Source organism: Novosphingobium rosa NBRC 15208, from assembly GCF_001598555.1.
GTDB classification, from domain to species: Bacteria; Pseudomonadota; Alphaproteobacteria; order Sphingomonadales; family Sphingomonadaceae; genus Novosphingobium; species Novosphingobium rosa.
Genome location: NZ_BCZE01000027.1, coordinates 78,600 through 102,054, shown reverse-complemented (window position 1 = coordinate 102,054; position 23,455 = coordinate 78,600). Strand labels below are relative to the sequence as shown.

Below are 23,455 nucleotides of genomic sequence, written 5' to 3'. Positions count from 1 at the left end.
GGCCTATGTCGCGGCGCCCACGGCGGGCCCTTCGGCAGGCCTCACCGGCGCCTTGGCCATGGCCTATCGCACCGCCACGCGCCAATGGCCGATGCATTGGCATGCCGCGCCATCCGCCGCCCATGACGCTCTCACGCAGGACAGCACCCATGCATAGCCCCCTTCCACCGCAGGCCGCGGACGAGGCCAATGAGGCGCATATCACCGTGTCGATTGTCCTGAGCGCGGCCGGGGCGGCGCTGGGCGGGCTGCTGTTCGGTTTCGACACGGCTGTCATCTCCGGCGCGACCCAGCCCTTGCAGGCGCATTTCGGGCTGAGCGAGGCGATGCTGGGCTTCACGGTGGCCTCCGCGCTGATCGGCACGGTTCTGGGCTCGCTGATCGCAGGAGCGCCGGCGGACCGCTTCGGTCGCCGCAAGGTGATGCTGGTGGTGGCGATCTGCTATGTCATCTCGGCGCTGGGCACGGGGCTGGCCGATCAATGGCCTGTGCTGATCGCCTTCCGCTCGCTGGGCGGACTTGCCATTGGTGCGGCTTCGGTGGTGACGCCGATCTATATCGCCGAGGTGTCTCCGGCCCGGTTCAGAGGGCGGCTGGTGGCCCTCAACCAGTTCAACATCGTGCTGGGCATTTTGCTGGCCTTCCTCTCCAACTATGCGGTCTCCAAGCTGGTGGCGGAAAGCGTGGCATGGCGCTGGATGTTCGGCATCGTGGCCTTGCCCTCGGCGCTCTATCTGCTGATGACGCTGCTTTTGCCCGAAAGCCCGCGCTGGCTGGCGATCAACGGCCTGCCCGAGAAAGCCGAGCGCGTGTTGCAGCGGCTGGGCTTTGCCGATCCGCGATCCGAACTGGCTCGCATTCAGGAGGCCGGGGCGCAGCTGACGGGGGCGGTGGAGACAAGGCTGTTCGGCGCCACCTATCGCAAGCCTGTGGCCTGCGCGGTGGCGATCGCCATGTTCAATCAGCTCTCCGGCATCAATGCGCTGCTTTATTACGCGCCGAAGATCTTTCAACTCGCCGGGGCGAAGGGAGACAGTGCGCTGCTTCAGTCGATCGCGGTGGGGGGCACCAATTTTGCCTTCACGATCCTTGCCCTGTTCCTGATCGACCGGTTCGGTCGCAAGCCCCTGCTTTATGTCGGTTCGGTGCTATGTGCGGGGGCGCTGTTGCTGGTCGGCTATCAGCTGGAGGCCGCGGCGCCCAATGGATCGCTGATCCTGGCGGGGTTGCTTGGTTTTATCGCGGCCTTTGCGGTGTCTCAGGGCGCGGTGATCTGGGTCTTTATCTCGGAAGTCTTTCCCAGCGCTGTGCGTGGCAAGGGGCAGGCGCTGGGCAGCACGACGCATTGGGTGATGGCGGCGGCGATTACCTGGCTCTTTCCGGTTTTTGCCGCGAAGGTGGGGGGATGGGTCTTTGTGTTTTTCGGCGCGATGATGATCCTGCAGCTGATCTGGACCTGGAAAGCCATGCCCGAAACCAATGGCATCGTGCTTGAGGACATTCACGTCGGTTGAAACATGGCGCGCCGCTGCGCGCAACGTGACAGCAACGCTCATCTGGTCCCGGATCGACGGTATCGCTGATCAGCAGATCGGCATCTTTGGCAAAGCGTGTGGCCGCCTTGCCTGCGATGTCATCGATGTCGGCAGGCGTGAGGTGATCGATCACCGGAACTTTGCCGGCGAGGCCTGTCTGGGGTCTGAGTAAGATAAGCAAGGCGGGAAAGTCTGAAGAAGGGGGGGAGAAGAGAGCGCTCTCAGCCTTGCATGCGAAATAATGGAAATGTATGCATTTTCTCTCTTGCGCCCGAAGATGCAGCTCTTTGAAATTCGGCGTAAACCAGGCGGGCGCGTGATAATTTTTGTTAATTCGATCTGCGCGGGACAACTCGCAGGGACTTTCAGGCAGTTCATTACCCTTTCCTAACCAGACGAGCCCATCCTTGAGGCCAGAAGGTCTCTGGAGAGAAACGGATATGGAGGCACGCTTCGCCCCTGGTCAGCTTGCCATGGTTTTCCCAGGGCTCAGGGGGTGGCGATATGGCCTGCCCTGCGCGTTCATGATGTGTCATGCCTTTGCCGGGCAGGCGATCCCTGAACACAAATCCGTCGTTTCGCTGGGTTTTCTCACGCTGGCTCCGCTTATCGCGGGCTTGCTGTGCTGGTGGCGAGGCAGGGCCGGGGCGGCACAGGGTTGGTTGCTGCTCGCGCTGGCCATGCTCTTATGGGCCGGAGGGATGGCTGCCAATGTGTTGGTCTATCTCGCGCTTGGCAATGTCACGGGGGAGTCGATCGCCTCCATGCTGCTTTTCGTCCTTTATGGCGTGCCCATTATCTTCGCCACAGCCAGCCCCACCAGCGAAGCCTGGCCGGTGAGACTGGTCGATGCCATACTTGCTGCGGCGCTGGGGGGGCTGTTCTTCGCCCATACCTCCACATTCTCGACGATGGCGGGCGCCAGCGTGGAGGGCGCCGGCAAATTGGCGCGGATGTTCGATATCGAGAATGTCTTCATCGCGGTTTTCGCGCTGGTTCGCTTTTCTGCCTGCCGCGATGCTGCCGAGCGGGCGTTTTTCAAGGCCCTTTCGGTCTATGCGCTGCTTTACCTGATGACAGCCGCCTATATCAACCACTGGCAGGAAAACGCCGATTTCGGCGATATGGTCGATGTGATCATCGATCTTCCGTTTCTGGCGCTGATGGTGATGGCGGCCCATGCGCAACCCACGCAGGATCGCCCCGTCCAGATTCCCCTCAGGCGCGAAAGGCTGGTGCAGGCGGCCAGTCCGCTGATGTTGCCCGCCACTTTGCTCGCGGTGGCAACGGCGCTGGTCTGGACGCATCCGGTGTGGACGATGGCCGGGTTCGCGCTGGCAACGCTGGTTTATGGCTTGCGAAACATTCTGGCGCATCTGCGCAATCTCGAGGAGCGGGACAGGCTGGATGCGCTCTCGCGGACCGACGGCCTGACCGCCCTGCCCAATCGGCGCAGCTTTGACGTCGCCCTTCAGGCTGAATGGGCGCGTGCCTGCCGTAGCGGGGGCTCTCTGGCGATCCTGATGATCGACATCGATCATTTCAAGCAACTCAACGATCGGTTCGGACATCCCGAAGGCGATTGCCGCCTGCGCGATGTGGCGAAGGCGCTGGCTTCCTGCGCCACCCGGGCGGGCGATTTCGTGGCGCGTTACGGCGGCGAGGAATTCGTGGCGATCCTGCCCGCCTGTGACGCGCATCAGGCCAGGGATCTGGCGGAGATCATGCGGCTTTGCGTGCTGAATATGGCGCTGCCTTCACCGGCTGAGGGCGGTGTCGTCACCGTCAGCATCGGTGTTGGCTGGGGGCGTATGACCAAGGCCAACACCCCCGAAGCGCTGTTGTCACGTGCTGATGAGGCGCTCTATGAGGCCAAGCGCGGCGGGCGCAATGCGGTCCGCCTCCTCGAAGACTTGCCTTTCCCCAACGCCGCCCCCGGCTGATCGGTGATACGCCGGTCAACGATAAGGGCGACGAAGGTGGATGGTCTGTCAGGGGGTCAGGGTTTCGCGCAAGCCTTGCGCGTTTCAAGATAGATCGGATTTCCGATCAGCAGGCGCTTGCCATCGGCGCCGCGCACATCGGCTCGAAACCAGCGGGCCTGGATCGCGGCGGGCAGGGTGAAATCGATGGTGGCCTCGTCCGAGGCGATTGCTCCTCCGCCCGGCAGCCCCTGATGGCGGCCATCCACGATCAGATCGACATGCGCGCCCTTCTCGCCGCGCACATGCACCTGACCTGCCACCGCCAGACAGGCGCCGCGCTCCAGCGTCGACCCCATGGGCGCCATCGGCCCGCCTTTGACGCCGGCTGCCATATCGAGCAGATGCGCGGGATTGGCGCCGCCCAGATCGATGAACACCCGGCCCGAGCGCACCCCGGCAAGAAGATCGCGCTGAGACAGGTTCTGGGCGAAGACCACCGTGGCGGGCATCCCCACCGGCGATTGCCCGCCCACCGGCGAGGTGCCCGCCCGGCCATCGAGCGGATCGTGGTTGTCGCTGCCGCCGATGCCGGTGAGGTGATGGCCCTTGTTAAGCTGTGCCTCCCACCATGCCGTGCCGGATCCTGAGCCATCGTCGAAATGGCCGCCCGCATCGGCGGCGATCCCGCCATTGGCGACCTCGATGGCATCGACCCGCTTGAAATCGGTGTCAGGCGCCGACCAGCCGCAGCCGAGGCAAGTTTCGCCCGTGGGGATTTCGGGGTGGTTGAGGGAGATCAGCGCGCCTGTCGGTTTGGCGGCGTCGAAGATGGCGTTCACCGATGGATAGCCGGCGCCGCCGACGCGAAAGTCGATGAAATCCGTGATGCCGGTCAGATTGAAATGGCCGTATTGCGTGGTCATTTCGCGGCCCGGGATCACCAGCATGCTGTCGAAATAGGGGGCGTCCTGCGCCAGCTCGGCATAGTGCGAGGTGACATTGTGGTCGGATACCGAGACGAAATCGAGCCCCTTGTCATAGGCCGCCTTCAGCGAATGCCAGACCGGACACGGCACCGCCTTGCCGCCGGGGACGGAGCGGCACTGGGCATCGCTCTGGCCGGTATGGACGTGGAAATCGCCGCGATACCAGCCCGGCCCCGCCTTCTTCACGCCGGGATCGAGCACCTGCGCGGCAGGGCCTTGATCGAAATGGACCGTGACCTTGTAAGGCGTGACATTGCCCGGCTTGATGAAGGCCACCGCCACGCTCAGCCGCCAGCGTCCGGCAGGCAGAGGGCCGGGCAGATAGGAGGTGGAGGCGAAGGTTTCGGCCAGCGTGATATGCGGCTTGATGGCGCCGCCCCAGCCGCGTTCGCGCTGCGGATCGTAAACGCCCAGCACCAGATAGGTGCCTTTGGAAGGATCGGCGCCGTCGACATCGATGGTCATCTTCGTCACGCCCGCCGGAACATCGAAGGGCAGTTCCCGGTAGGTGGCGCGATCGCTGTCGTGAAGCGTGCCGGTGAGGACAACGTCCGGCAGGGGCGCGGCGAGGGCGGGTTGCGCCATGGTAAGAAGGGCAGGGGCAAGCAGGGCAGGGGCAAGCAGGGCAGGGGCAAGCAGGGCAGGGGCGAGCAGCAGCGTGCGGGGCATCGGGGCGTCCTTAAGGCTTATGGGCGGGGCAGCGGGCGGTGACGGGGTTGCAGCGCAGCTTGCGCCCGCCCGGCAGGCTGGCGCGATAGGCCAGCCCCTGCGGGTTGGGCACGCCGTCGTAATAGTCGGTGCTGACGAATTGCGCGCCCGAGGCCACGGCGGACTTCAGGCGGGTGGAATCGTTGGCGCGGGCCTCTTTGGTGTCGGCATCGGCGCGGGTGCGGACCAGATAGCCGGCGCGGAGCAGGCGGGCGATCTCCGCTTCATGGCCGCGCGGTTCCTGAATGTTGAAGACCGCCGCTTCGGGCGCATCCTCGGGGTAGTAGCCGAACATCGCGCGGCCCCGCAGCGAGGGATGACCGCTGCGGTACAGCGCCTCGTGATGGTCATTGCCGTCCAGCACGAAGAGGAAGCGACCTTTGGCCTGCCTGAGCGTCGGCCATGCGTGATCGTGGGAGGCTTGCGCCAGCGTGGCGCGCTCGCCCCGCACATCGTCGGGCGTGATCAATCGCTCCCGCCCGATCACCGCGAGGAGATCGGCATCCAGTGCTTCCAGCGAGGCGGCATCGAACACCGCATCATGCAGCCAGAAACCCTTGATCGGCGGGTGGTCCGAGGCATTGACCAGCACCGTCAGCGGAAGATGGTCGGGATGCGTGTCCGACCAGCGGCGCAGCACGGCCAGACAGTCGCGGAAGGTGAGGCAATGGCTTTCGATGTCGAGCTGAGGCACATGCAGCACCTTCGCGCCCGGCGCCATCATCGCATCGCGTAGCGCCGGCGCGGCCATATGGTAAGGTGTGGCATAGAGCCCGCCTTCAGGATCGGGCGCGACATCGATCTCGATCTGGCGGATGCCCAGCGCAAGTTGCGCCTCAAGCGGCGGATGGCCGTAGCTCAGCTCATCCCGGTATTGCGGGGCCAGGGCCAGCAGCCGCGCATCCTCTTCCGCCGAAGGATAGCGCTTGTAGCTGTTGTGCGAGCCCAGTTCCTGCAGCTGATCCAGCCGCAGATCACCCGGCATGCCCTCGACCGGCTGCGCCAGCGCGACACCTGCCAGCAGCAGGGCGGCGGCCGGGATCGCCCCGGCCGCCATCAAGCCCCTTACCACTGGTAAGACGCCGTCAGCTTGAAGAAGCGCCCGGTCTGGACATAGGAGCCGTTGCCCCCGCCATCCTGCGTGCCCAGATATTGCGTGCCTTTGCCCATCGTCTTCCAGAACTGCGCCTTGTCGAGCAGGTTCTGCACCTGAAGCCCGAAGGTCACATGGCCCAGATTGAGCCCGACATTGAGGTCCAGCGTGCTGGAAGGTTGCAGATACTGGTCCAGATTGTTGCTGGTCAGGCTCAGCAGTTGCAGCCCGGTGCGCTGCCACGTCAGCATGGTGTTGAAAGGCCCGTGCTCATAGCTGACGTTGACATTGTACATCTGCTCGGGCGCGCGGGGCAGCCAGGTCTTGCGGTTGTCATAGGCGGCGCCCGCATCGGCGCTGCTGTGCTGGAAGGTGGCATTGGCGCCGATGCCGAAGCCGGAGAGCAGCCCGGGCAGCTCCTTCAGCTTGTGGTTGGCGCTCAGCTCGATGCCATAGAGATGCGCCGAGGTGCCGTTTTCGGGCATGGTCACATCGCCCAGCGTGCCGCTGGCGCTGTTGGGCAGGCTGCCGGTGGCGCTGGCGGTGAAGATGTAGTTCTGCAGCGCCTTGTAATAGGTGGCGACCGTCAGGAACGAGCCGTCATGCCCATACCACTCCACACCCAGATCGAAATTGTTCGAGGTGGTGGCTTTCAGATTGGGGTTCGAGCGCGAAATATACCGCGTGCCCGAAATATCGTCGATGGTCACCGTCTCGGGCCCGGCGATCAGCCCGAAAGCGGGGCGCGAGAAACCACGATGCGCCGAGGCGCGCACCACCAATTGCTGATCCGGTCGCCACACCAGATTGAGGCTGGGCAACAGTTCGCCATAGGTGTTCCCGCTCTTGACCCAGCCGCCGGTGTCGGTGGTCAGCACCTGCCACTGGGTCGCCTTGAAATCGGTGTATTCATAGCGCAGCCCCGCCACCGCCTGCACCGGCCCCAGATGCAGATTGGCCTGCACATAGGCGGCATAGGTGCTTTCTGTGCCATAGACCGAATTGCGCAGATAATCGTTCACCGTATAGACGCCCGGATTGCCGGTGACCTGCCCGGTGTCGGGATCCAGCCCATACTGGCTGGTGTATTTGTAGGGCACGATGCCATTGACGAAGGTGGAGCGATCGAAGCTTTTCCACGCCAGCCCATAGGCATCGGTGATCGCCGTGCCCGCCAGCTGGCTGACCGTGGGCCCCTGCGGATTGGTGTAGGCCACGACATGGCCCGCCGCATCCTTGATGACGAAATTGTCGCCATTGTTGCCCATGAACTGATGCTGATATTCATAGCGCTTGGAAATGCTGACCCGCGCACCCGCCTTCACGCTGTCCAGCCAGCCATTGCCGACCTTGTATTCGGCGCCCACCTTGCCGGCATAGAGCATGTTGGAAGCGCCGCTGTCCGACCCCTGGAACTTCCAGAGGGCCGTGTTGTCGGCATTGCTGGCATAGTTGCGTGCGGTGGCATTGGTGTAGGCCACTGTCGGCGCGGCGGGGTTGGCGGCGTCGAAATTGGCCGAACCGTCGACGATGTACTGGCCGTAGAGCGAACCCTCGACATAGTTGGGCCGCGCCCAGGTGCTGCGCCCCACCGAAAGGTCATAGGTCAGCGTCAGGCGGTCGCTGAATCTGGTGGCGCCGCCCGCCTGAACCGAGGCCAGCGAGGTGGTCTGGTCGCGCGTCTGGAAATAGCCGCTGGACAGCAGGCCGACCGGTACGAAGCTGCCGCTGGCGTCATAGCCGGTGGCGATGGAGAACAGGCCGTGCTGGCTGTCGGTGGCGCTGTTTTCATAGCGGCCATAGGTGCCGCGCAGATAGAGCGTCTGGCGATCGCCATGGTAATCGAGCGCGATGTTGCCGCCATAGCGCTTGATATGGTCGCGGTAGAAGTCCGACTGCAGGCCCTGCAGCGACACCCCGCCCTTCAGATTGCGCCAGTCGCTGACATTGGCCTCGCTTTCCAGCGTGGGCGTATAGCTGCGGGCCTGAAGCGTGGTGCCCACCGAACTGCGGTTGTCGTAATAGGCGGTGGCGTAGATCCCAAACTGCTTCTCGGTCCCGAAGGTGCGGGCGAATTCCCCCTGCGCCGTGCCGCCCGCCGCCGGAAAGCCCATATCCACCGCCTTGCCCGACAGCGTGCCGGCCAAAGTGATCTTGTTGAGCCGCCCCTTGGCGAAATCGAAGGCCGAGGGCGTGGCGATATCGATCACGCCGCCGATGGCATCGCCGGGCATGTCGGCGGTGGGGGTCTTGGTGACCGTCACATTGGCGATGCCATAGGGCGCGATCATCTTGAGCGAGAGCGCGCGGGTCGAGAAATCGGCGGTCGGCACTTCGATGCCGTTCATCGTGTAGCTGTTGTAGCTGGCGTCGATGCCGCGGATGGTGACGAATTCCTTCTCGCCCGTCGCGGCCTGGCCCAGGCCCATGTCGCTGTAGCCGGTCAGGCCCGGCAGATGCGAGATGATGTCGACGATGTTGCCGCCCGGCTGCCTGGCGATCTCCTCGGCGGACATGACCTCCACCGTGGCGGCGGACTCTTTCTTCAGCTTGACCGGGTTGGCGATGTGATCGCCGGTGACGATGATCTGGCCGTCACCGGCGTCCGCGGCATCGGTCGCGGCAGGCGCGGTCGCAGCAAATGCGGGCGTGGCCAGCGCACAGGCCAGCGCTGTGAGCGGCAGGGTGCTGCCGCCCCAATATTTTGACTTCATGGAAAAATGACCCTCGGCTGTCTCGATCGCCGCTACATATGATAGCGATAAATATCGTTTTTGTGACAGTCTTCAATTTTTTATGGCAGCCGGGGCAAGAGGCGATGCGCCAGACCGCCCTGTCCCCTCCGGCGGAGGCCGGAAAGGGCAGGGCGGCGCGTTATGCGATTGAAAATGACCTCAATCGGTGCATGTCCGCATGCGGCCTGACGCTTGCAAAGGTCGCATCGGTCATGGGGGTTCAGAAGCTGATCCGGGCGGTCCCCAGCACGCTGCGCGGCGCGCCGGGCATGTTGAGCAGCGCCGACGTGCCGTGGCCGGAAACGATGTAGCGCTTGTCGGTGAGGTTATAGACGTTGATCTGCAGCCGCAGCGGCCCGAATTCCGCCCAGCCCATCGCGTCGAGCGTCACGTAATGCGGCAGGATCGTGGTGTTGGCCGGGTCCGCCCAGCGGTTGGAGACATAATTGCCGCCGCCGCCGATGCCGTAATGCTTGGCGATCGTCTGGGTCACGAACAGATTGGCCTGATTCTTCGGCGTCAGCGTCGCGCTCTTGTTGACGAAGCTGGGCGTGGCCGAGGCGACGACCACGCTGTCGAGATAGGAATAGCCGGCAATCGCCTTCAGCCCCGATCCCAGATCGAGCGTGCCAGACAGCTCCACGCCCCGTGTGCGCTGGGTGCCGATGGGCACGACCGCATTGGTGGTGGGATCGGTGCCCTTGATGTTGGTGCGACGCAGGATGAAGGCGGCGACATTCAGGGACAGGCGGTTCTTGAACAGATTGTATTTCGCGCCGATTTCCTTGTTCTCGGTCTTCTCCGGCGCAAGGTTGGCGTTGGTGGTGGCAAGCGCGAAGGTCTCGCCCGAGGGCTGGTAACTGCGGCTCCACGAGGCGTAATAGGACTGCTTCGCATCCGGCTGAAGGACGAGGCCCGCGCGCGGGCTCCATGTGTTATCCACTCGCGAAAGGTTGGGTTGCCCCGCGATGCGTTGCACGGTGCGCTGCGAGAAACGGTCGTGACGCACACCGATCAGCGCCTTGATGCCATGCCCGAAATCGAGCAGATCCTGCGCATAAAGGCCGGTGACGTTGAAATAATTGATGTTGCTGGCGCTGATCGCGGTGAAGCTGGAGGGATCGACCTGCGGCAGCACCGGCGCGAAGGCCGAGGTGGTGCCCACCACGCGCGAGGCGAGGGTGATCGCGCCCTTGGCCTGACGCGCCTGTTCCCAACCATACAGCAGCGTGTTCTTGATACCGAGGACAGCCAGCTTTTGCGTCAGTTCTGCCTGGTTGGACCAACCATCCTCGTCACGCGCGATGCCGCCATGGCTGAGGGTGATGATGCCGGTGGTGTCATTGGCCGCCGTCACATTGGTGTTATGGCGGTCCAGCGTGTAGTGATAATGGCGGAAACCGTCGCGGAAGCTCAAAGTGTCCGAGATGCGCTGGGTCAGCGTGACGGTCTGCGAGAACACTTCGGAGCGCGCGACATCCGTCGCCCGCGCATTGGCCGCGCCATAATAGGTGCCGGGATCGACATTGACCGGGCGGCCCTTGATCGCCGGAATGCCGAAATCGTTGAGACGGCTGTCCATCAGATAATCGGCCTGCAGCAGCACGGTGGTGTCCTTGCCCTGCCCGAAGACGAAGGAGGGGGCGACCGCCTTGCGTTTGAGGAATTGCTGCGAGCGGAAGCTGCCATCATCCTCATAGGCGCCGGTGATGCGCCCGCCGACACCGGCCTGCGGGTCGAAATGGCCGACATCGAACTCGCCGCGATAGGTGTCATAGCTGCCGGCGGTGAAGGTGGCGGACATGATGTTCAGCGTCGGCTTCTTGGTCACGCGGTTGATCAACCCGCCCGACGAGCCGCGACCATAGAGCACCGCCGCCGGGCCCTTCACGACCTCGACCCGCTCGACATTGGACAGATCGCGGAAATAGAGGCCATCGTCGCGGAAGCCATCGACGAACTGGTCGGCAATGGCGGTGAAACCGCGAATGAACACCTGATCGCGCTGGCCGTCGCCCGAGCTCATGCCGATGCCGGGCACGTTCTTGAGGGCGTCCTGCAAGGAGAGGGCGCGCTGGTCGAGCAGCACTTGCGCCGGCACCACGGTGACCGATTGCGGAATGTCGCGCAGCGGCGCCGCGATCTTGGCGGCATTGGTGTCGTCGACCGCATAGGATCGGGGCGGGCGCACGCCGTTCACGATGATGTTGGAAGCGTCTGTCGGCGCTTCGGATGCGGGTGCGCCGGCCCAGGCCGCCGTGGCGGGCAGCGTGAGCGTGACGAGCAGAAGCGAACGGAATGATGCGCGCATGATGGAAGATGGCCCCTTGTTTGACAGGAGCCATAGTCAGGGGTTGAAGCTATTGCAATGCATTCGCATCATTGTATCTGTCTTTTGCGTGAAATCCAATGGCCCATGGCGCGGACCGTTGCCGCCCCGATGGGTTCAAAATTTGAAGGTGACGATGCTATTGATATAGGATTCATTCCTGAATCCGGCGCGGGTGAGGACGCTTCCGGCAAAAATCCGGTCGAAATTGACCTGCCAGTTCAGGTGCCGGTTAAGCTTGAGATCCATCTTGGCGCGCCAGATGTCTCCAACGGTACTGCCGCGCACATTCTGCGTGCCTGCATAGGCCAGCGAGGTGCCGCCATTGTAGACGGCATCGTGATCGTCCATGCGCCAGACGTGGCTGTATTCGGTCGACAGATTGAGTCGCGGCGTCGGCTGGATCGAGGCCTGCGGCCCCACGAAGACGGCATTGGTGTAGACCAGATAGTTGTTCGACGTGGTCAGAATGGTGATGCCATGCATGAAGTTGAAATCATGCAAGGTGCCCTTGCCGTAAGCCCCGCCGCCCGACGCCACATCCGCGCGAAAGCCGATGCGGGGCTGAAGCGGGCTGGTGGCCAGCAAATAGGAGGCCTTGGTGAAGACTGCATAGGCTGAAACAGCGCGACCGGCAAAGCTGCCCGTCTGCCGGAAGGCGCTCCAGTCGAGCGCCATTCTGCCGATGTCGCCATGCAGATAGGCGCCGTAGATGTCGCGGTCGTCCCGCCCGCTGGTCTGGCCCCAGCTGCGGTTCAGGCCGTAGTGGTAATAGATCCCGTCCAGAAACAGGGTGGTCTTCACCTTGCCGACATGGCCTGTGTCGATATGCGTGCCCAGCACCGCGCCATCGAGGCGCTCGGCATGATTGACCGGATCGTTGAAGGCCCCGTCATTGAGCGTGGTGCCATAGAGATGGAAGACATCGACCCGGACATCCTTCCAGAGCCCGAAGGCGCGCACGCCATTCCACATTTGGCGGATGTTGGGATTTTCGCGGACGGTGGCGAGCTGGAGCGGGCCATCCCAGAAATCCTGCCGCCCGACGCGCAGGCCCAGATAGCCCTTCAAGGCCTTGCCATGGACCTCGCCAAAGGCCTGCAGGATGGTGGCGTCCTTTTGCTGGTTGGTCGGGATCTTGTTGAAATTATGCCCGCTTGCCAGGCCATTGGCGACTTCGGCATAGGCCGTGAACAGATCGCCCAGATCGACCCGCGCGCCCGCAATCGTCCGCTGCAGCACGGTGGTCTGGTAGCCGGTGGATTTGAGGCCGGGATTGTTCTGATAATCGATCCAGTTGCGCATCGTGCCGTTCAGGCTGAGCCGGACGACACCCCCCCGGGTCAGCGGGATCTCCTTCAGGATGTTGAAGATATCTCCCTTGTGGCGCGGTACGTTGCGCCAGTCTTCCATATATCGCGACATCCAGTAGCCGCCGCCCTGATAAGGCCCCCAGCCGCCGCCTCTCGGCCAATAGATATCATATTCCCCCTTGGGCGAGTCAGGCTTGCGTGGGCTCGCCGGGAACAGGACGGCAAGATTGGCGCCGCGCGGGTCGGGCGTCACGATTTGGGGCGTCGCGATCCGGGGCGGGGCATCGCTGTCGGGCGCGGAGGCGGCAGCCGGGGTCGACAAGCCCGCAACGGCGCCCGCCACCCCCGCCAGCACAAGGCGGTTGACGTACATTCGGAACATCCTCTGTGTTTTCGCGCCGGCTCATGCGTGAGCCCTGGCGGTGTCGGGAAGATCGCCGCGCCTAACCGCGGAGCGGGACTTCCATCAGATCGCGGCCCACCACGATCTCGCCCTTGTAATGCCGGGCGACAGCCTGCCGCCACATATCGTCGGTGATCCAGTCCATGTCGCCGGGCACGAAATGGGTGAGCACCAGCTTTTTCGCCCGCGCCCGCGTCGCGATCATGCCGACCTGTTCGGCGGTGGTGTGGCTGTTGATCAGATGGTTGCGGAAGGTGGAGGTGCCATGGGCGCGTTTGACCAGCTCATCGACACCCGGAACATACAGCACCTCGTGCACCAGCACGTCGACATCCCGCGCGAAATCGGCCAGCGCCGGATTGTAGGCCGTGTCGCCGGTGATGACGATGCTGCCATGGGGCGTCTCGAAACGGTAGGCGAGGTCCTCGATCGGGGGATGCGGCGTGGTGAAGGCGGTCACGCTCACGCCATCCTGAGTCATGACATGGCCTTGCCGTGCGATAAAATCATGGGTGCGCAGCAGGGATGCGGGATCGACGCGCCCCTCATCCACCATGCGTGTTGCGATATCCATATGGTTGAGGCGCCAGAAATCGGCGGCCATGGCCTCCAGCCCTGCCGGGCCATAGGCATCGATCGGGCGGTGCAAGGCGCCGGCGGCCCAGATGTTGTAGACCAGATTGCCGAATTCCAGCTCATGGTCGGAATGCATATGCGAGATGAAGATCGCCCTTATGTCGGCAAGGTTCAGGCCTGCTTTGACGCATTGCGCCGTCACGCCCAGGCCCGCGTCGATGATATAGGCATTGCCGTCCACCACCAGCGCATTGGCCGGGTTGGCGCGTTTGCCGCCCACGCGCGGACCGCCCTTCGTGCCCAACAGCACGAGCTTGGCTCCCTTGCCTGGCGATGCTTGCGGCGCGGTGGCCGCGAAAGCGGGATCGATCAGCATGCCCGCTGCCGCAGCGGCCGTGCCCTTCAGAAGGGTGCGGCGATCGAAGGCGCGAAAGCGCGCGTGATTGTTCATTCATCCTCTCCATCCATGCTCAACAGACCTTGAGCCATGTCAGATGACTTGCGCCTATCACCGCTGCTTTCCGCGCGTCAATAAGAATGCGACTCGTATTCTGTTTTTCGAGGCGTGGACAATCTGCGGCAAATCGGCGATGCACCGCGCCATGACGGACCCCACACTGGCCATCGACGTGGAAGGCGACCTGGCGAAGATCGGGGTTGTTCCCGCCCTGCAGGCGCGCAGCCGCACCTTGCGCGACGCGCTGATCCGCGAGGGCCTGGCCATCGCCCGGCGGACCAGCTTTGACGCTGTCAGCATCCACGATATCTGCGCGGCGGCGGGGTGCTCGACGGGGGCCTTCTATTCCCGCTTCCCTGACAAGGCGACGCTCTTCAAGGCGGTGATGGTCTTTGCCGCTGCGGAATCAGGGCCGATGCTGGAAAGCATTGTCGCCACCGCGCCGTTTGGTGACATCATGCCCCGGCTGATGAGAGCGCAGGTGGATCGTTATGTGGAGCAGGCCACGTTCTTCCGCTCAGCCTTCAGGGTCAGTCTGGAGGCGAGCGAAGCCTGGGAGCCTTTCCGGCGCAATGCGCATAACCTTGCCAGCGCCTATATCGTGCGGCTGCGTGGTGAAGCCAACGTCGATCCCTCCAGCATCGACGTCGACCGGGTGCGTTTTGCCTTTCAGATCATGTATGCGCTGCTGAACAACACGCTGATCAACAGCCCCGGACCATTTTTCCTTGAGAGCCCTCAATTCCCCGCCTTGATGGAAAACGCGGTCCTTGGGGCGATGGGGGTGACGCAGATCGTGGCCCAGGGGTGAAGGCTGGAGAAAGGGCCGGCCACCCACCAGCGCCGGTCTGCCAGCGGTGTTGGCATTGTGAGACCTGAGCCGGCTCAATCTGACCGGCTTGCTTGGCTCGTTCCGAAGATCAATTGCCGCAGCATCGGCCTTTGCAGAAACCTTGCGGGAAAGATCGGCGCCGGCGCGCTGGCCAGATCGAGCCTTTCGATGTGCCGCGCATCCAGAGCCAGATCGAGCGCGCCCAGATTGTCCTCAAGCTGCGCGGCGGTTCTGGCGCCGAGGATCGGCGAGGTCACCCCCGGCCTGCCCAGCAGCCATGCCAGCGCAACCTGCGCCGGGCTGGCGCCGATCTCCTGCGCTATGCCGCGCACCGTTTCACCCAGCGCGATGGCCTCCTCGCTCATATGGCCGGAGGAGGCGATCACCCCCTTGCGCGTCGCGGAGACATCGGCCTGAGCGCTGCCCGTCACATCGGCGCGGCTGTATTTGCCGGTCAGCACCCCGCCGCCCAAGGGCGACCATGGCAGCACGCCCAGCCCCAGTTCGCGCGCCATCGGCACCAGCTCATGCTCGACGCTGCGCTCCACCAGACTCCATTCGATCTGCAGCGCCACCAGCGGGGCCAGCCCGCGCAGATCGGCCAGCGTCTGCATCCGGGCGATGCGCCATGCAGGCGTGTTGCAGATGCCGAGATAGACGATCTTGCCCTCGCGGACCAGATCGTCCAGCCCGCGCATCACCTCCTCCTCGCCGGTGGTCATGTCCCAGGCGTGGAGATAGAACAGGTCGATACGGTCGGTGCCCAGCTGCCTCAGGCTCTGCTCGACCGAGCGCACCAGATTGAGCCGGTGATTGCCCCCGGCATTGGGATTGGCCGCATCGCGCGACATGGTGAATTTCGTGGCCAGCACGACCTTCTCGCGTTTGTCGCGCAGAAAGCTGCCGAGGATGCGTTCGGAAGCACCATTGGTGTAATTCACGGCGGTATCCAGCAGATTGCCGCCCCGGTCGGTGTAGAGATCGAACATGCGCCGGGCCTCGGCCTCATCGGCGCCCCAGCCCCAATCGGCGCCGAAGGTCATCGTGCCCAGCGCCAAAGGTGAAATCCGCAGGCCGGAGCGGCCCAGCAGACGATAGCTGTCCAGAGTGGTCATGGCCTGTCTCCCTTATTGCGCGGTCCAGCCGCCATCGACCATCAGCATGGCGCCGGTGATGAAGCTGGCGGCGGGCGAGGCGAGGAAGGCGATGGCCTCGGCCACCTCCTGCGGCTGGCCGATGCGGCCAATGGGGTGCTGCTCGCCGAAGCTGCGCAGCATGGCGCGGCCATCGCCCTCGATCACGCCCTCCATGATGTCGGTTTCGATCACGCCCGGCGCCACCGCATTGGAGCGGATGCCGCGCGGACCGCCCTCTATGGCGATCACCCGCATCAGCTGGGCGATGGCCCCTTTCGAGGAGGCGTAGGCCGCCTGCGTGGCGAAGGCCACCATTGAGGACACCGACGCAACGGTGACGATGGCGCCGCCTTGCGTCATCACCTTCATCGCCTCACGCGCATGGACGAAATTGCCGCGCGCATTGACCGCCAGAATGGCGTCGAAATCCGCGACGCTGGTGTCTTCGATGGGCAGGTTCAGCGTGCGCCCGGCGTTGTTGACCAGAATGTCGAGCCTGCCGAAGCGCTCCATCGCCAGCGCCATGGTGCGGCGGGCGACCTCTTCATCCCCCGCATCGCCCGACAAGGTGGCGATGCTGTCCGACGCCAGAGCGGCCACGCTGTCCGCACGATCGGTGGCGACGATGCGTGCGCCCCTTCCGTGCAGCAGCGCGACGGTGGCCCGGCCAATGCCGCGCGCCGCGCCGGTGACGACGGCGACCTGTCCGGCCAGATCGAGGTTGTGGTAGGGTTTGCTCATGCGGTCCTCCTGTGATGGGGAGGAGGTAGGCGTTGCAGGGTGGCGCGATAACTCGCTCGATTATACCTGCATTGTTCAGTATATCTAACCAATGAGCATCGATCTAAACGGGGTTACGGCGTTTCTGGCCATCGCCGATGCGCAGGGGTTTCGCCGCGCGGCCGACCGGCTGGGCGTGACGCGCTCGGCGGTGAGTCAGGCGCTGCGCAAGCTGGAAGACCATCTGGGGGTGGCGCTCGTCCAGCGCACCACGCGCAGCGTCAGCCTGACCGAGGCGGGCGAGCAGCTCCATGCGCGCCTTGCCCCCGCCATGGCGGATATGGGCGCCGCCCTGAGCGCGGCGGGCGACCGGCATGCGGCGCCCAGCGGGCGTTTGCGGCTGGCGGTGTCCTCCATCGCCGAATGGTTTCTGGCCGGGCCGCTGTTCGCCAGCTTTATCGAGGCCCATCCCGGTGTGCAGCTGGACATCACCGTCACCGATGAAGAGTTCGATATCGTCGCGCGCGGCTATGATGCGGGGGTTCGGCTGGGCGAGGTGGTGGAGATGGACATGGTGGCCATCCCCGCCTCGGGCGATCAGCGCCAGATGGTGGTGGGATCGCCGGCCTATCTGAAAAGGCATGGCGCGCCGGGCCATCCGCGCGATCTGATGGCGCATCGCTGCATCGGCTGGCGGCCCGCGCCCGAAGTCGCGCCCTATCGCTGGGAGTTCGAGGAGGAAGGCCGCCCCTTCGTGCTGGCGCTGGACCCGCAGGTGACCACCAACGATATGGGCGTGATGCTGCGTACGGCCCTGGCCGGGGGCGGCCTGACCTTCGGGGTGGAGGAAACCTTCCGGCCTTATCTGGAACGCGGCGAACTGGTGGCCTTGCTGGAAGATTATTGCCCGCCTTTTCCGGGCTTTTTCCTCTATTTTCCGGATCGGCGCAATCTGGCGCCCAAATTGCGCGCCTTTGTCGATCATGTGAAAGCCTGTCGCCCGCGCGGCTGAGCTGCCGCCCAAGCCGCGATCTGCCCGTCAGGCGGCGAAGCGGCTGCCCTTGAGCGATGGAAGCTGGCTGTTCTGGCTGAACTCGAAGTGATGGATCAGCCCTTCGAGAATAAGGGCTTGCTGGGCCAATGTCTGGGCAGACCGCGTTGATTCCTCAACCAGCTTGAGGTTCTTTCTGGTCAGCAGGTCGAACTCGCCCATGGTCGCCTCGACCTGCCCGATCGCGCTGACCTGATCTCCGGTCGCCATGGCAAGGCCATCGATCCGCGTCTGCAGTTGCGAGGTCTGGGCGCTGATATGCTCAAGCTCCACCTGCGAGCGGGCGATCATATCGACCCCGGCCGCCACGTCTTTCACACTCTCCCGGATGATCGCCGCAATGTCGCGCGCCGCCAGCGAACTGCGCTGGGACAATTCCCGCACTTCATGCGCCACAATCGCGAAACCGCGTCCGGCCTCGCCTGCTCTGGCCGCCTCCACCCCGGCGTTGAGCGCGAGCAGATTGGTCTGAAAGGCGATGCCGTCGATCAGGCTGACGATTTCCTCCATCTTCCGGCTCGATTGCGCGATCTGCGCCATCGCCGCCACCGCATGGGTCATGACCTCGCTGCCGCTGGAGGCATGGTTCAGGGCGTTGCGCGCCAGCCTGGCCGCCTCGGCGGCATCCTGCGAGGCATGGGTCACCGAAACCGTGAGATGACGCACCGCATTGGCGGTGACGGTAAGGCTGGAGGCCTGTTGCTCGGTGCGTTGCGCCAGATCGGCGGCGGAGTCCGAAATGTCGCTGGCCCCCGACTTGACCGACTGGGACGCATGGTCGACATGGCACATCAGCCCGGCCATGGTCGCCAGAGCTTCGTTGAAATCGCAGCGCAACGCGTCATAGTCGTGCGAGAAGGGGTGATGGATCGATGCGGTCAGGTGCCCACCCTTGAGCGCGGCGAGGCCCTTGCCCAATTCGGACACCACCTGCCGCTGTTGCTCCATCTGGGCTTGCGCCTGCTCCTCGATCCGGCGCGCCACTCCTTCCTTGATCGCGCCAAGCGCCCGCCCGATCTGGCCCACCTCATCGGTCAGATGCTGGCCCGGCACCTCGCGGTCGAGGTCGCCGGAGGCCATGTCCTGCATGGCCGCCGAAAGCCGCAGCAGGGGGCGGATCACCCGGTGCAGGAAGAGCGCGATCCCCGCTGCCGCCGCGATGATCGCCACGGCCATCAACAGCAGGCCAAGCTGGTTGGTGCGCGCCACGGCGCGTTTCCCGTCTGCGCCGGCGCGATCCGCCTCTGTGCGATTGTGCAGCACGATGATGTCCAGCGTGTGGGAGAGGTCCGCGCCGACCTTGCTGAGGCTGTTGTCGAGCGCCGCATGGTCCTCGTTTTGCGCCGTATCCTTGGGCAGGGTGGCGCGGGCGGCGATCTTGTAGGCGTTCCATGCCGCCGTAACGTCATTGTATTCCCGGCGCTCGGTGTCGTCGGAGATCAGCGGCTGGTAATCGCGAAGCAGTTGATCGGTTTCGCTTTCGATCCTGAGATAGTCGCCGATGCCCTTGCGCCTTGTCTCCCGGTCCGGCCCGGCAACGGCCATATCGGTGGCCAGTTGCGCCATCGAGGAATGATCGTCGATCTTGTCGAGAAGGACGAGGCCGGGAAGCGTATCATCCATGGTCGCGCGCAAGTCATCGCCCAAAGTATGGACCCCGTGCAGGCCGACCAGCGCACAGGCGATGGCGGCACTGGCCAGAATGGCGTTGCCGATTTTGGACACAGTCGCAATGCTGAGCCTGCCAAGAAATACCATGTGCAATCCTGCCGCGCGCTTCGATCCCGGTTCGCCTTTTGGATAGGGATATGAACTCAATATGCGGGGATCATTGAGGTAGGTGTTTGCGCGGGGAGTGATGGCCGTCTGATCTTTGGCTCTTTGGCCGCACCTTGGCATGAACGATGCGCGCGGGAATGAGCCGGCGTTACGGGAGGGCAGCCTTCAACTGCCGGCCTGGTCCGTTACGGATACGCCGTCACGTTTTGGACCCGCAACCTCCCCGCACCGGCTAACTGGCGCGCCTCGGGAAAGGCAGCACGCTGGAGGTCATCACGCGCTCGCGCAGCAGGCGGATGAAGTCATGGTGCATTTGCGTCGGCAGCCAGTTGGAGCGCATGGTCACGCCGATGACCGGAACGGGGGTGATCGGATCGAAAGGCAGCGGCACCAGCGTGTCGGCCTCATGGATGATTTCATAGGAGGTCATCAGCGTCAGCCGGTTGCTGCCGCTCAGCAGGTGGCGCACCACCGATATGGCCGAGCCGGAGATCTGCGCGCGGGGCTGGGCGGTGTTGGCGAACAGCCGCTCGAAGCAGCAGCGGCGGCTGGAGCCGGGGGCGCCCACCACCCAGTCGAAGGCGAGCAGATCCTCCAGCGTGACATGCTTGAGGCGGGTGAGGGGATGGCCGCGCCGGGCGGCGATGCGATAGGGCGTCTCGGCCAGGAACTGGTTGCTCAGATCGGCGGCCTGCGTGTCCTGCACCAGTCCCAGCACCAGATCGACATCGCCCGCCCGCAGGCTCTTCATCATCACGCTGGCCCCTTCATTGACGATCCGCAGATCGACCTCGGGATGGCTCGCGACGAAGTCCTCCAGCACCGATGCCAGCAGCATGCTGCCGCCGAAGGGCAGGGCGCCGATGACGATCCGGCTTTCACCGGCGCCGCGCGCGCTCTCGATCTCTTGAATGCCCCATTCGATTTCCTGCAGGGCCAGCCTGATCTTGCGGCCGAATTCGATGCCCGCAGGCGTCACCATCACCCCGGCGGCGGTGCGGTAATAGATCGGCTGGCGCAGGTTGCTTTCCAGATCGCGGGCGGCGCGCTGCAGGGAAGCCTGCGTCAGGCCCAGCTTCTCGGCGGCCAGCGCGAAAGAGCCGCAATCGATGATGGCGATCAGGCTGCGGGCTTGAGCGCGCGACAGGCGGTTGGCCACGACATGCGCGTTTTCAAGGCCGCCCGGTACGCCAAGATCGACCAGCGCCTGCTCGAACTGGCGGAACAGGCGGCTGACGCGGCGATGCATGATCTGGCCTGCCGCGGTCAGATAGCTGCCGCTGGCCCGCCGTTCCAGCAGGATGATGCCGAGCTGCTGCTCAAGCTTGGTCAGCGCCTGCGTGACGGCCGGTTGAGACAGATTGCACTCTTCCGAGCCACGTCGCACGCTGTTGAGCCGGCCGACGCTTTCGAACAGCTTGAGCTGGCGAAAGCTGATCGAGTCGCCATCGCGCGATGTCTGGGTGTCAGGCATGTTTCTTCTCCCTGCCGATAGCGATAGCAGGAAAATTTATCGCTTGGAATGACGTGAAACTTATCATCGCGCGCTATGCTGCACTGCAATCCGGACAATGGGAAGGTCGCCATGGATGGCCCAAGCAGCCGGATGTTGCATGATAAATCGTTGGATTCGGCAGAAATAAAAGCGATATAATCTTTTAAAAACAAGTTTTTGCTATTTTTCTTCCTGTGGCGTCCGATTGTTCGTGAAGGCAGGCCGCCCGGCGCCAGATGCCAGGCTGGATGGGGCCTGCGGCTTATGGAGGCGCAAGCTTTGAATGGCATCAATCGTATCGCCTGAGCGCAAAATCAATAACGCACTGCACCATGAACGAGCCATCCTTTGCCCCTGCAACGTGGAAAGTATCACCGACGCCAGCATTTCGATGAGGCTTGCGCCGGGCGGTCCTTAAAGCTGAGCGAGCCCCACGGAAAAAGGGGCGCCGCCCCGGTCGCCGGGGCAGGCCTGTGCTGGAGAAAAGCATGAAGCGGAGAGATTTTCTGGGCAACACGCTGGCCGCCGGGGGGCTGGCCGTCAGCTTGGGTGGAAAGCTGCGGGCTGGCGCGCCGGGCGCAAGGGTGGGCAAACGCGGCACCATGCTGATGAACCGCATCGGCCCTTCGACCAGCGAGCTGTTCATCGCCGATCTCGATGGCGGGCATGAGCGCAAGCTGCTGGCCGACAGCGGGTTTGACTATAATGCCAGCCTGTCCGCCGATGGCCGCTGGCTGGCCTTCACCTCCGAACGCAACGGCGATGGCCAGTCCGATCTGTTCCGCGCCTCGATCGACGGGCGGAGCGTGCAGCCTCTGGCCGCGACGCCAGCTGTTGAGGATGCCGGCGCGATCTCCCCCGATGGCACGCGGATCGCTTTCGTCTCCACCCGCGCGGAGGGCACGGCTGACATCTGGCTTCTCGATCTGCGCAGCCGAAAACTGACCAATCTGACCGCCAGCGCCGCGGTGCGCGGCGATCCCGATCTGCCGCATGGCTTCTTCCGCCCCAGCTGGTCGCCCGATGGCCGCTGGATCGCCTTCTCCAGCGATCGCAACACGCCGTGGCGCGGGCATGACGACACCAAGGGCTGGGAGCATACGCAGGCGCTCAGCATCTATGCGATCCGGCCCGACGGCACCGGCTTTCGCCGTCTGGCCTATCGCGCCGATTACACGCTGGGCACGCCGAAATGGTCGCCCGATGGCCGCCGCATCGTTTTTTACGAGATCACCGTCGAGGGCACCTGGCTGGCACGGAGGCCGGAAGGCATTGGTCGGGTGCAATCGCAGATCGTCTCGGTCGATGTCGCCACGGGCGAAAGGGTGGAGCATACCTCCGGGCCCGGGCTGAAGGTCTTCCCGCAGTTTCTGGCGCAGGGCGAGATCGGCTATCTGGTGAAAGGCGGCCCCCATGAGGGGCTGGCCTATACATCGACCCGCGCGCCCCTGCCGCGCCCGGCAGTGCGTGCGCCGGTCTGGACGGCGGATGGCAAATCGGTGATCTATCAGAAGGTGGGCTTCAAGGTCCGTGCCCCCTTCACCCCGCTCTACAGCTGGGATGCGCAATGGGATTATCGCTTCATGGACGTCTTCCCCGCGCTGTCAGGCGACGGGACGATGGTCTATACCGACAAGCAGTTCGGCAATGCCTCGGTCGTCACCTCCCGGCCCGATGGCAGCGACCGCAAGGTGGTGTTCAATGTCGATGGCAAGGGGCTGGATCCGGTGCTGGTCAAGAAGGGGCTGGCCGGGGCGTTCCAGCCCGCATGGTCGCCCGATGGCCAGTGGATCGCCTTCGGCCTTGGCCAGTGGTTTCAGGAAAGGGCCCATGGCAAGGCCACGCTGATGCGGGTGCGGCTCGACGGCAGCGCGGCGGAACCTTTGACCGACGGCACGATCAATGCCGGTTTCCCCAGCTATTCCGCCGATGGGCGGTTCATCGTCTATCGCGTCTGGGGCGATGGCGAGCTGGGCTTGCGCATCCTCGATCTGGAAAGCCGCAAGGTGCGGGTGCTGACGAAGGAGCTGGACAATCTGCCGGGCTGGTCGCCCGATGGGCAGCGGATCGTCTTCACCCGCAAGGTCGATACGGTGAATTATGACGTGTTCACCATCCGCCCCGATGGCGGTGACCTGCGCCGCCTGACCAGCCATGGCGCGAATGACGGTCATGCTGTCTGGACCGCAGACGGGCGCATCGCCTGGAGCAGCGGGCGCTATGGCTTTCGCGATGAAGCAGCCTTGTATGACAACACCTTCCAGCAATATGGCCAGATCTGGCTGATGAATGCGGACGGCAGCGGGCAGCATGCGCTGACGGACAGCATCTGGGAGGATTCGATGCCGCTCTATCTGCCTGCCCGATGAACGTCCGGCGCCG

16 protein-coding genes are annotated in these 23,455 nt (G+C 64.1%); 6 read left to right on the top strand and 10 right to left on the bottom strand.

The annotated features are described in order from the left end of the window. Positions 1–149: 149 nt before the first annotated feature. The 3 genes from SR3_RS11465 (at position 150) to SR3_RS11460 (ending at position 3,478) form a co-directional block, all read left to right on the top strand. Entirely contained in the window at positions 150–1,514 is a 1,365-nt protein-coding gene (locus SR3_RS11465; protein ID WP_218018809.1) for a sugar porter family MFS transporter, read from the top strand. Next, complete coding sequence (locus SR3_RS31280; protein ID WP_157098796.1) at positions 1,492–1,707, top strand: hypothetical protein; 216 nt, start codon at positions 1,492–1,494, stop codon at positions 1,705–1,707. Before SR3_RS11465 ends, SR3_RS31280 begins: the two co-directional genes overlap by 23 nt. Positions 1,708–2,059: 352 nt before the next feature. Then, entirely contained in the window at positions 2,060–3,478 is a 1,419-nt protein-coding gene (locus SR3_RS11460; RefSeq protein WP_068085545.1) for a GGDEF domain-containing protein, read from the top strand. A 56-nt stretch (positions 3,479–3,534) separates the two neighbouring features. On the opposite strand, the gene SR3_RS11455 is transcribed toward SR3_RS11460, so the two are convergent. The 6 genes from SR3_RS11455 to SR3_RS11430 all read right to left on the bottom strand — a co-directional run bounded on the left by SR3_RS11455 (position 3,535) and on the right by SR3_RS11430 (position 14,054). After that, on the bottom strand, positions 3,535–5,115 hold the full coding sequence (locus SR3_RS11455; protein WP_068085543.1) for a CehA/McbA family metallohydrolase: 1,581 nt from the start codon (positions 5,113–5,115) through the stop codon (positions 3,535–3,537). Between the two features lie 10 nt (positions 5,116–5,125). Beyond that, positions 5,126–6,211: a Ca2+-dependent phosphoinositide-specific phospholipase C gene (locus SR3_RS11450; protein WP_068085540.1), complete on the bottom strand. Its 1,086-nt coding sequence runs from the start codon at positions 6,209–6,211 to the stop codon at positions 5,126–5,128. An 8-nt stretch (positions 6,212–6,219) separates the two neighbouring features. Further along, positions 6,220–8,961 (bottom strand): TonB-dependent receptor, encoded by a 2,742-nt coding sequence (locus SR3_RS11445; protein ID WP_068085537.1) that lies wholly within the window; start codon positions 8,959–8,961, stop codon positions 6,220–6,222. A 241-nt stretch (positions 8,962–9,202) separates the two neighbouring features. Continuing rightward, the gene (locus SR3_RS11440; protein WP_068085535.1) at positions 9,203–11,293 is read right to left on the bottom strand and encodes a TonB-dependent receptor; all 2,091 of its coding nucleotides are present in this window, start codon (positions 11,291–11,293) and stop codon (positions 9,203–9,205) included. 135 nt (positions 11,294–11,428) lie between these two features. After that, positions 11,429–12,997 (bottom strand): alginate export family protein, encoded by a 1,569-nt coding sequence (locus tag SR3_RS11435; RefSeq protein WP_068085534.1) that lies wholly within the window; start codon positions 12,995–12,997, stop codon positions 11,429–11,431. A 70-nt stretch (positions 12,998–13,067) separates the two neighbouring features. Then, positions 13,068–14,054, bottom strand: coding sequence for an MBL fold metallo-hydrolase (locus SR3_RS11430; RefSeq protein WP_068085532.1), 987 nt, complete (start codon positions 14,052–14,054; stop codon positions 13,068–13,070). A 151-nt stretch (positions 14,055–14,205) separates the two neighbouring features. Here SR3_RS11430 and SR3_RS11425 point away from each other — a divergent pair, with 151 nt between their 5' ends. Continuing rightward, complete coding sequence (locus tag SR3_RS11425) at positions 14,206–14,871, top strand: TetR/AcrR family transcriptional regulator (protein WP_068085573.1); 666 nt, start codon at positions 14,206–14,208, stop codon at positions 14,869–14,871. Between the two features lie 74 nt (positions 14,872–14,945). Here the strand turns inward: SR3_RS11425 and SR3_RS11420 are convergent, their stop codons facing one another. Together SR3_RS11420 and SR3_RS11415 are read right to left on the bottom strand one after the other, a co-directional pair. Continuing rightward, positions 14,946–16,007 carry an aldo/keto reductase gene (locus SR3_RS11420; protein ID WP_068085525.1) on the bottom strand — a complete coding sequence of 354 codons (1,062 nt, stop codon included), beginning with the start codon at positions 16,005–16,007 and terminating at the stop codon, positions 14,946–14,948. A gap of 12 nt (positions 16,008–16,019) precedes the next feature. Continuing rightward, complete coding sequence (locus SR3_RS11415; RefSeq protein WP_068085524.1) at positions 16,020–16,769, bottom strand: SDR family NAD(P)-dependent oxidoreductase; 750 nt, start codon at positions 16,767–16,769, stop codon at positions 16,020–16,022. A 91-nt stretch (positions 16,770–16,860) separates the two neighbouring features. Here SR3_RS11415 and SR3_RS11410 point away from each other — a divergent pair, with 91 nt between their 5' ends. Beyond that, entirely contained in the window at positions 16,861–17,760 is a 900-nt protein-coding gene (locus tag SR3_RS11410) for a LysR family transcriptional regulator (protein ID WP_068085519.1), read from the top strand. 27 nt (positions 17,761–17,787) lie between these two features. On the opposite strand, the gene SR3_RS11405 is transcribed toward SR3_RS11410, so the two are convergent. After that, entirely contained in the window at positions 17,788–19,524 is a 1,737-nt protein-coding gene (locus SR3_RS11405) for a HAMP domain-containing methyl-accepting chemotaxis protein (RefSeq protein ID WP_169805617.1), read from the bottom strand. Between the two features lie 286 nt (positions 19,525–19,810). Further along, a complete protein-coding gene (locus SR3_RS11400) occupies positions 19,811–21,052 on the bottom strand; it encodes a LysR family transcriptional regulator (protein ID WP_068085510.1) in 1,242 nt (413 codons plus the stop codon). Positions 21,053–21,561: 509 nt separating this feature from the next. On the opposite strand from SR3_RS11400, the gene SR3_RS11395 reads away from it, so the two are divergent. Continuing rightward, positions 21,562–23,442 carry a PD40 domain-containing protein gene (locus SR3_RS11395; RefSeq protein ID WP_068085568.1) on the top strand — a complete coding sequence of 627 codons (1,881 nt, stop codon included), beginning with the start codon at positions 21,562–21,564 and terminating at the stop codon, positions 23,440–23,442. The last annotated feature ends 13 nt before the right edge of the window (positions 23,443–23,455 follow it).

Excerpts from the sequence above, each read along its gene's own strand:
- SR3_RS11465 (WP_218018809.1), top strand. The coding sequence starts at position 150 with ATGCATAGCCCCCTTCCACCGCAGGCCGCGGACGAGGCCAATGAGGCG.
- SR3_RS11460 (WP_068085545.1), top strand. The coding sequence starts at position 2,060 with ATGATGTGTCATGCCTTTGCCGGGCAGGCGATCCCTGAACACAAATCC.
- SR3_RS11455 (WP_068085543.1), bottom strand. The coding sequence starts at position 5,115 with ATGCCCCGCACGCTGCTGCTCGCCCCTGCCCTGCTTGCCCCTGCCCTG.
- SR3_RS11450 (WP_068085540.1), bottom strand. The coding sequence starts at position 6,211 with ATGGCGGCCGGGGCGATCCCGGCCGCCGCCCTGCTGCTGGCAGGTGTC.
- SR3_RS11445 (WP_068085537.1), bottom strand. The coding sequence starts at position 8,961 with ATGAAGTCAAAATATTGGGGCGGCAGCACCCTGCCGCTCACAGCGCTG.
- SR3_RS11440 (WP_068085535.1), bottom strand. The coding sequence starts at position 11,293 with ATGCGCGCATCATTCCGTTCGCTTCTGCTCGTCACGCTCACGCTGCCC.
- SR3_RS11435 (WP_068085534.1), bottom strand. The coding sequence starts at position 12,997 with ATGTACGTCAACCGCCTTGTGCTGGCGGGGGTGGCGGGCGCCGTTGCG.
- SR3_RS11430 (WP_068085532.1), bottom strand. The coding sequence starts at position 14,054 with ATGAACAATCACGCGCGCTTTCGCGCCTTCGATCGCCGCACCCTTCTG.
- SR3_RS11425 (WP_068085573.1), top strand. The coding sequence starts at position 14,206 with ATGACGGACCCCACACTGGCCATCGACGTGGAAGGCGACCTGGCGAAG.
- SR3_RS11420 (WP_068085525.1), bottom strand. The coding sequence starts at position 16,007 with ATGACCACTCTGGACAGCTATCGTCTGCTGGGCCGCTCCGGCCTGCGG.
- SR3_RS11415 (WP_068085524.1), bottom strand. The coding sequence starts at position 16,769 with ATGAGCAAACCCTACCACAACCTCGATCTGGCCGGACAGGTCGCCGTC.
- SR3_RS11410 (WP_068085519.1), top strand. The coding sequence starts at position 16,861 with ATGAGCATCGATCTAAACGGGGTTACGGCGTTTCTGGCCATCGCCGAT.
- SR3_RS11400 (WP_068085510.1), bottom strand. The coding sequence starts at position 21,052 with ATGCCTGACACCCAGACATCGCGCGATGGCGACTCGATCAGCTTTCGC.
- SR3_RS11395 (WP_068085568.1), top strand. The coding sequence starts at position 21,562 with ATGAAGCGGAGAGATTTTCTGGGCAACACGCTGGCCGCCGGGGGGCTG.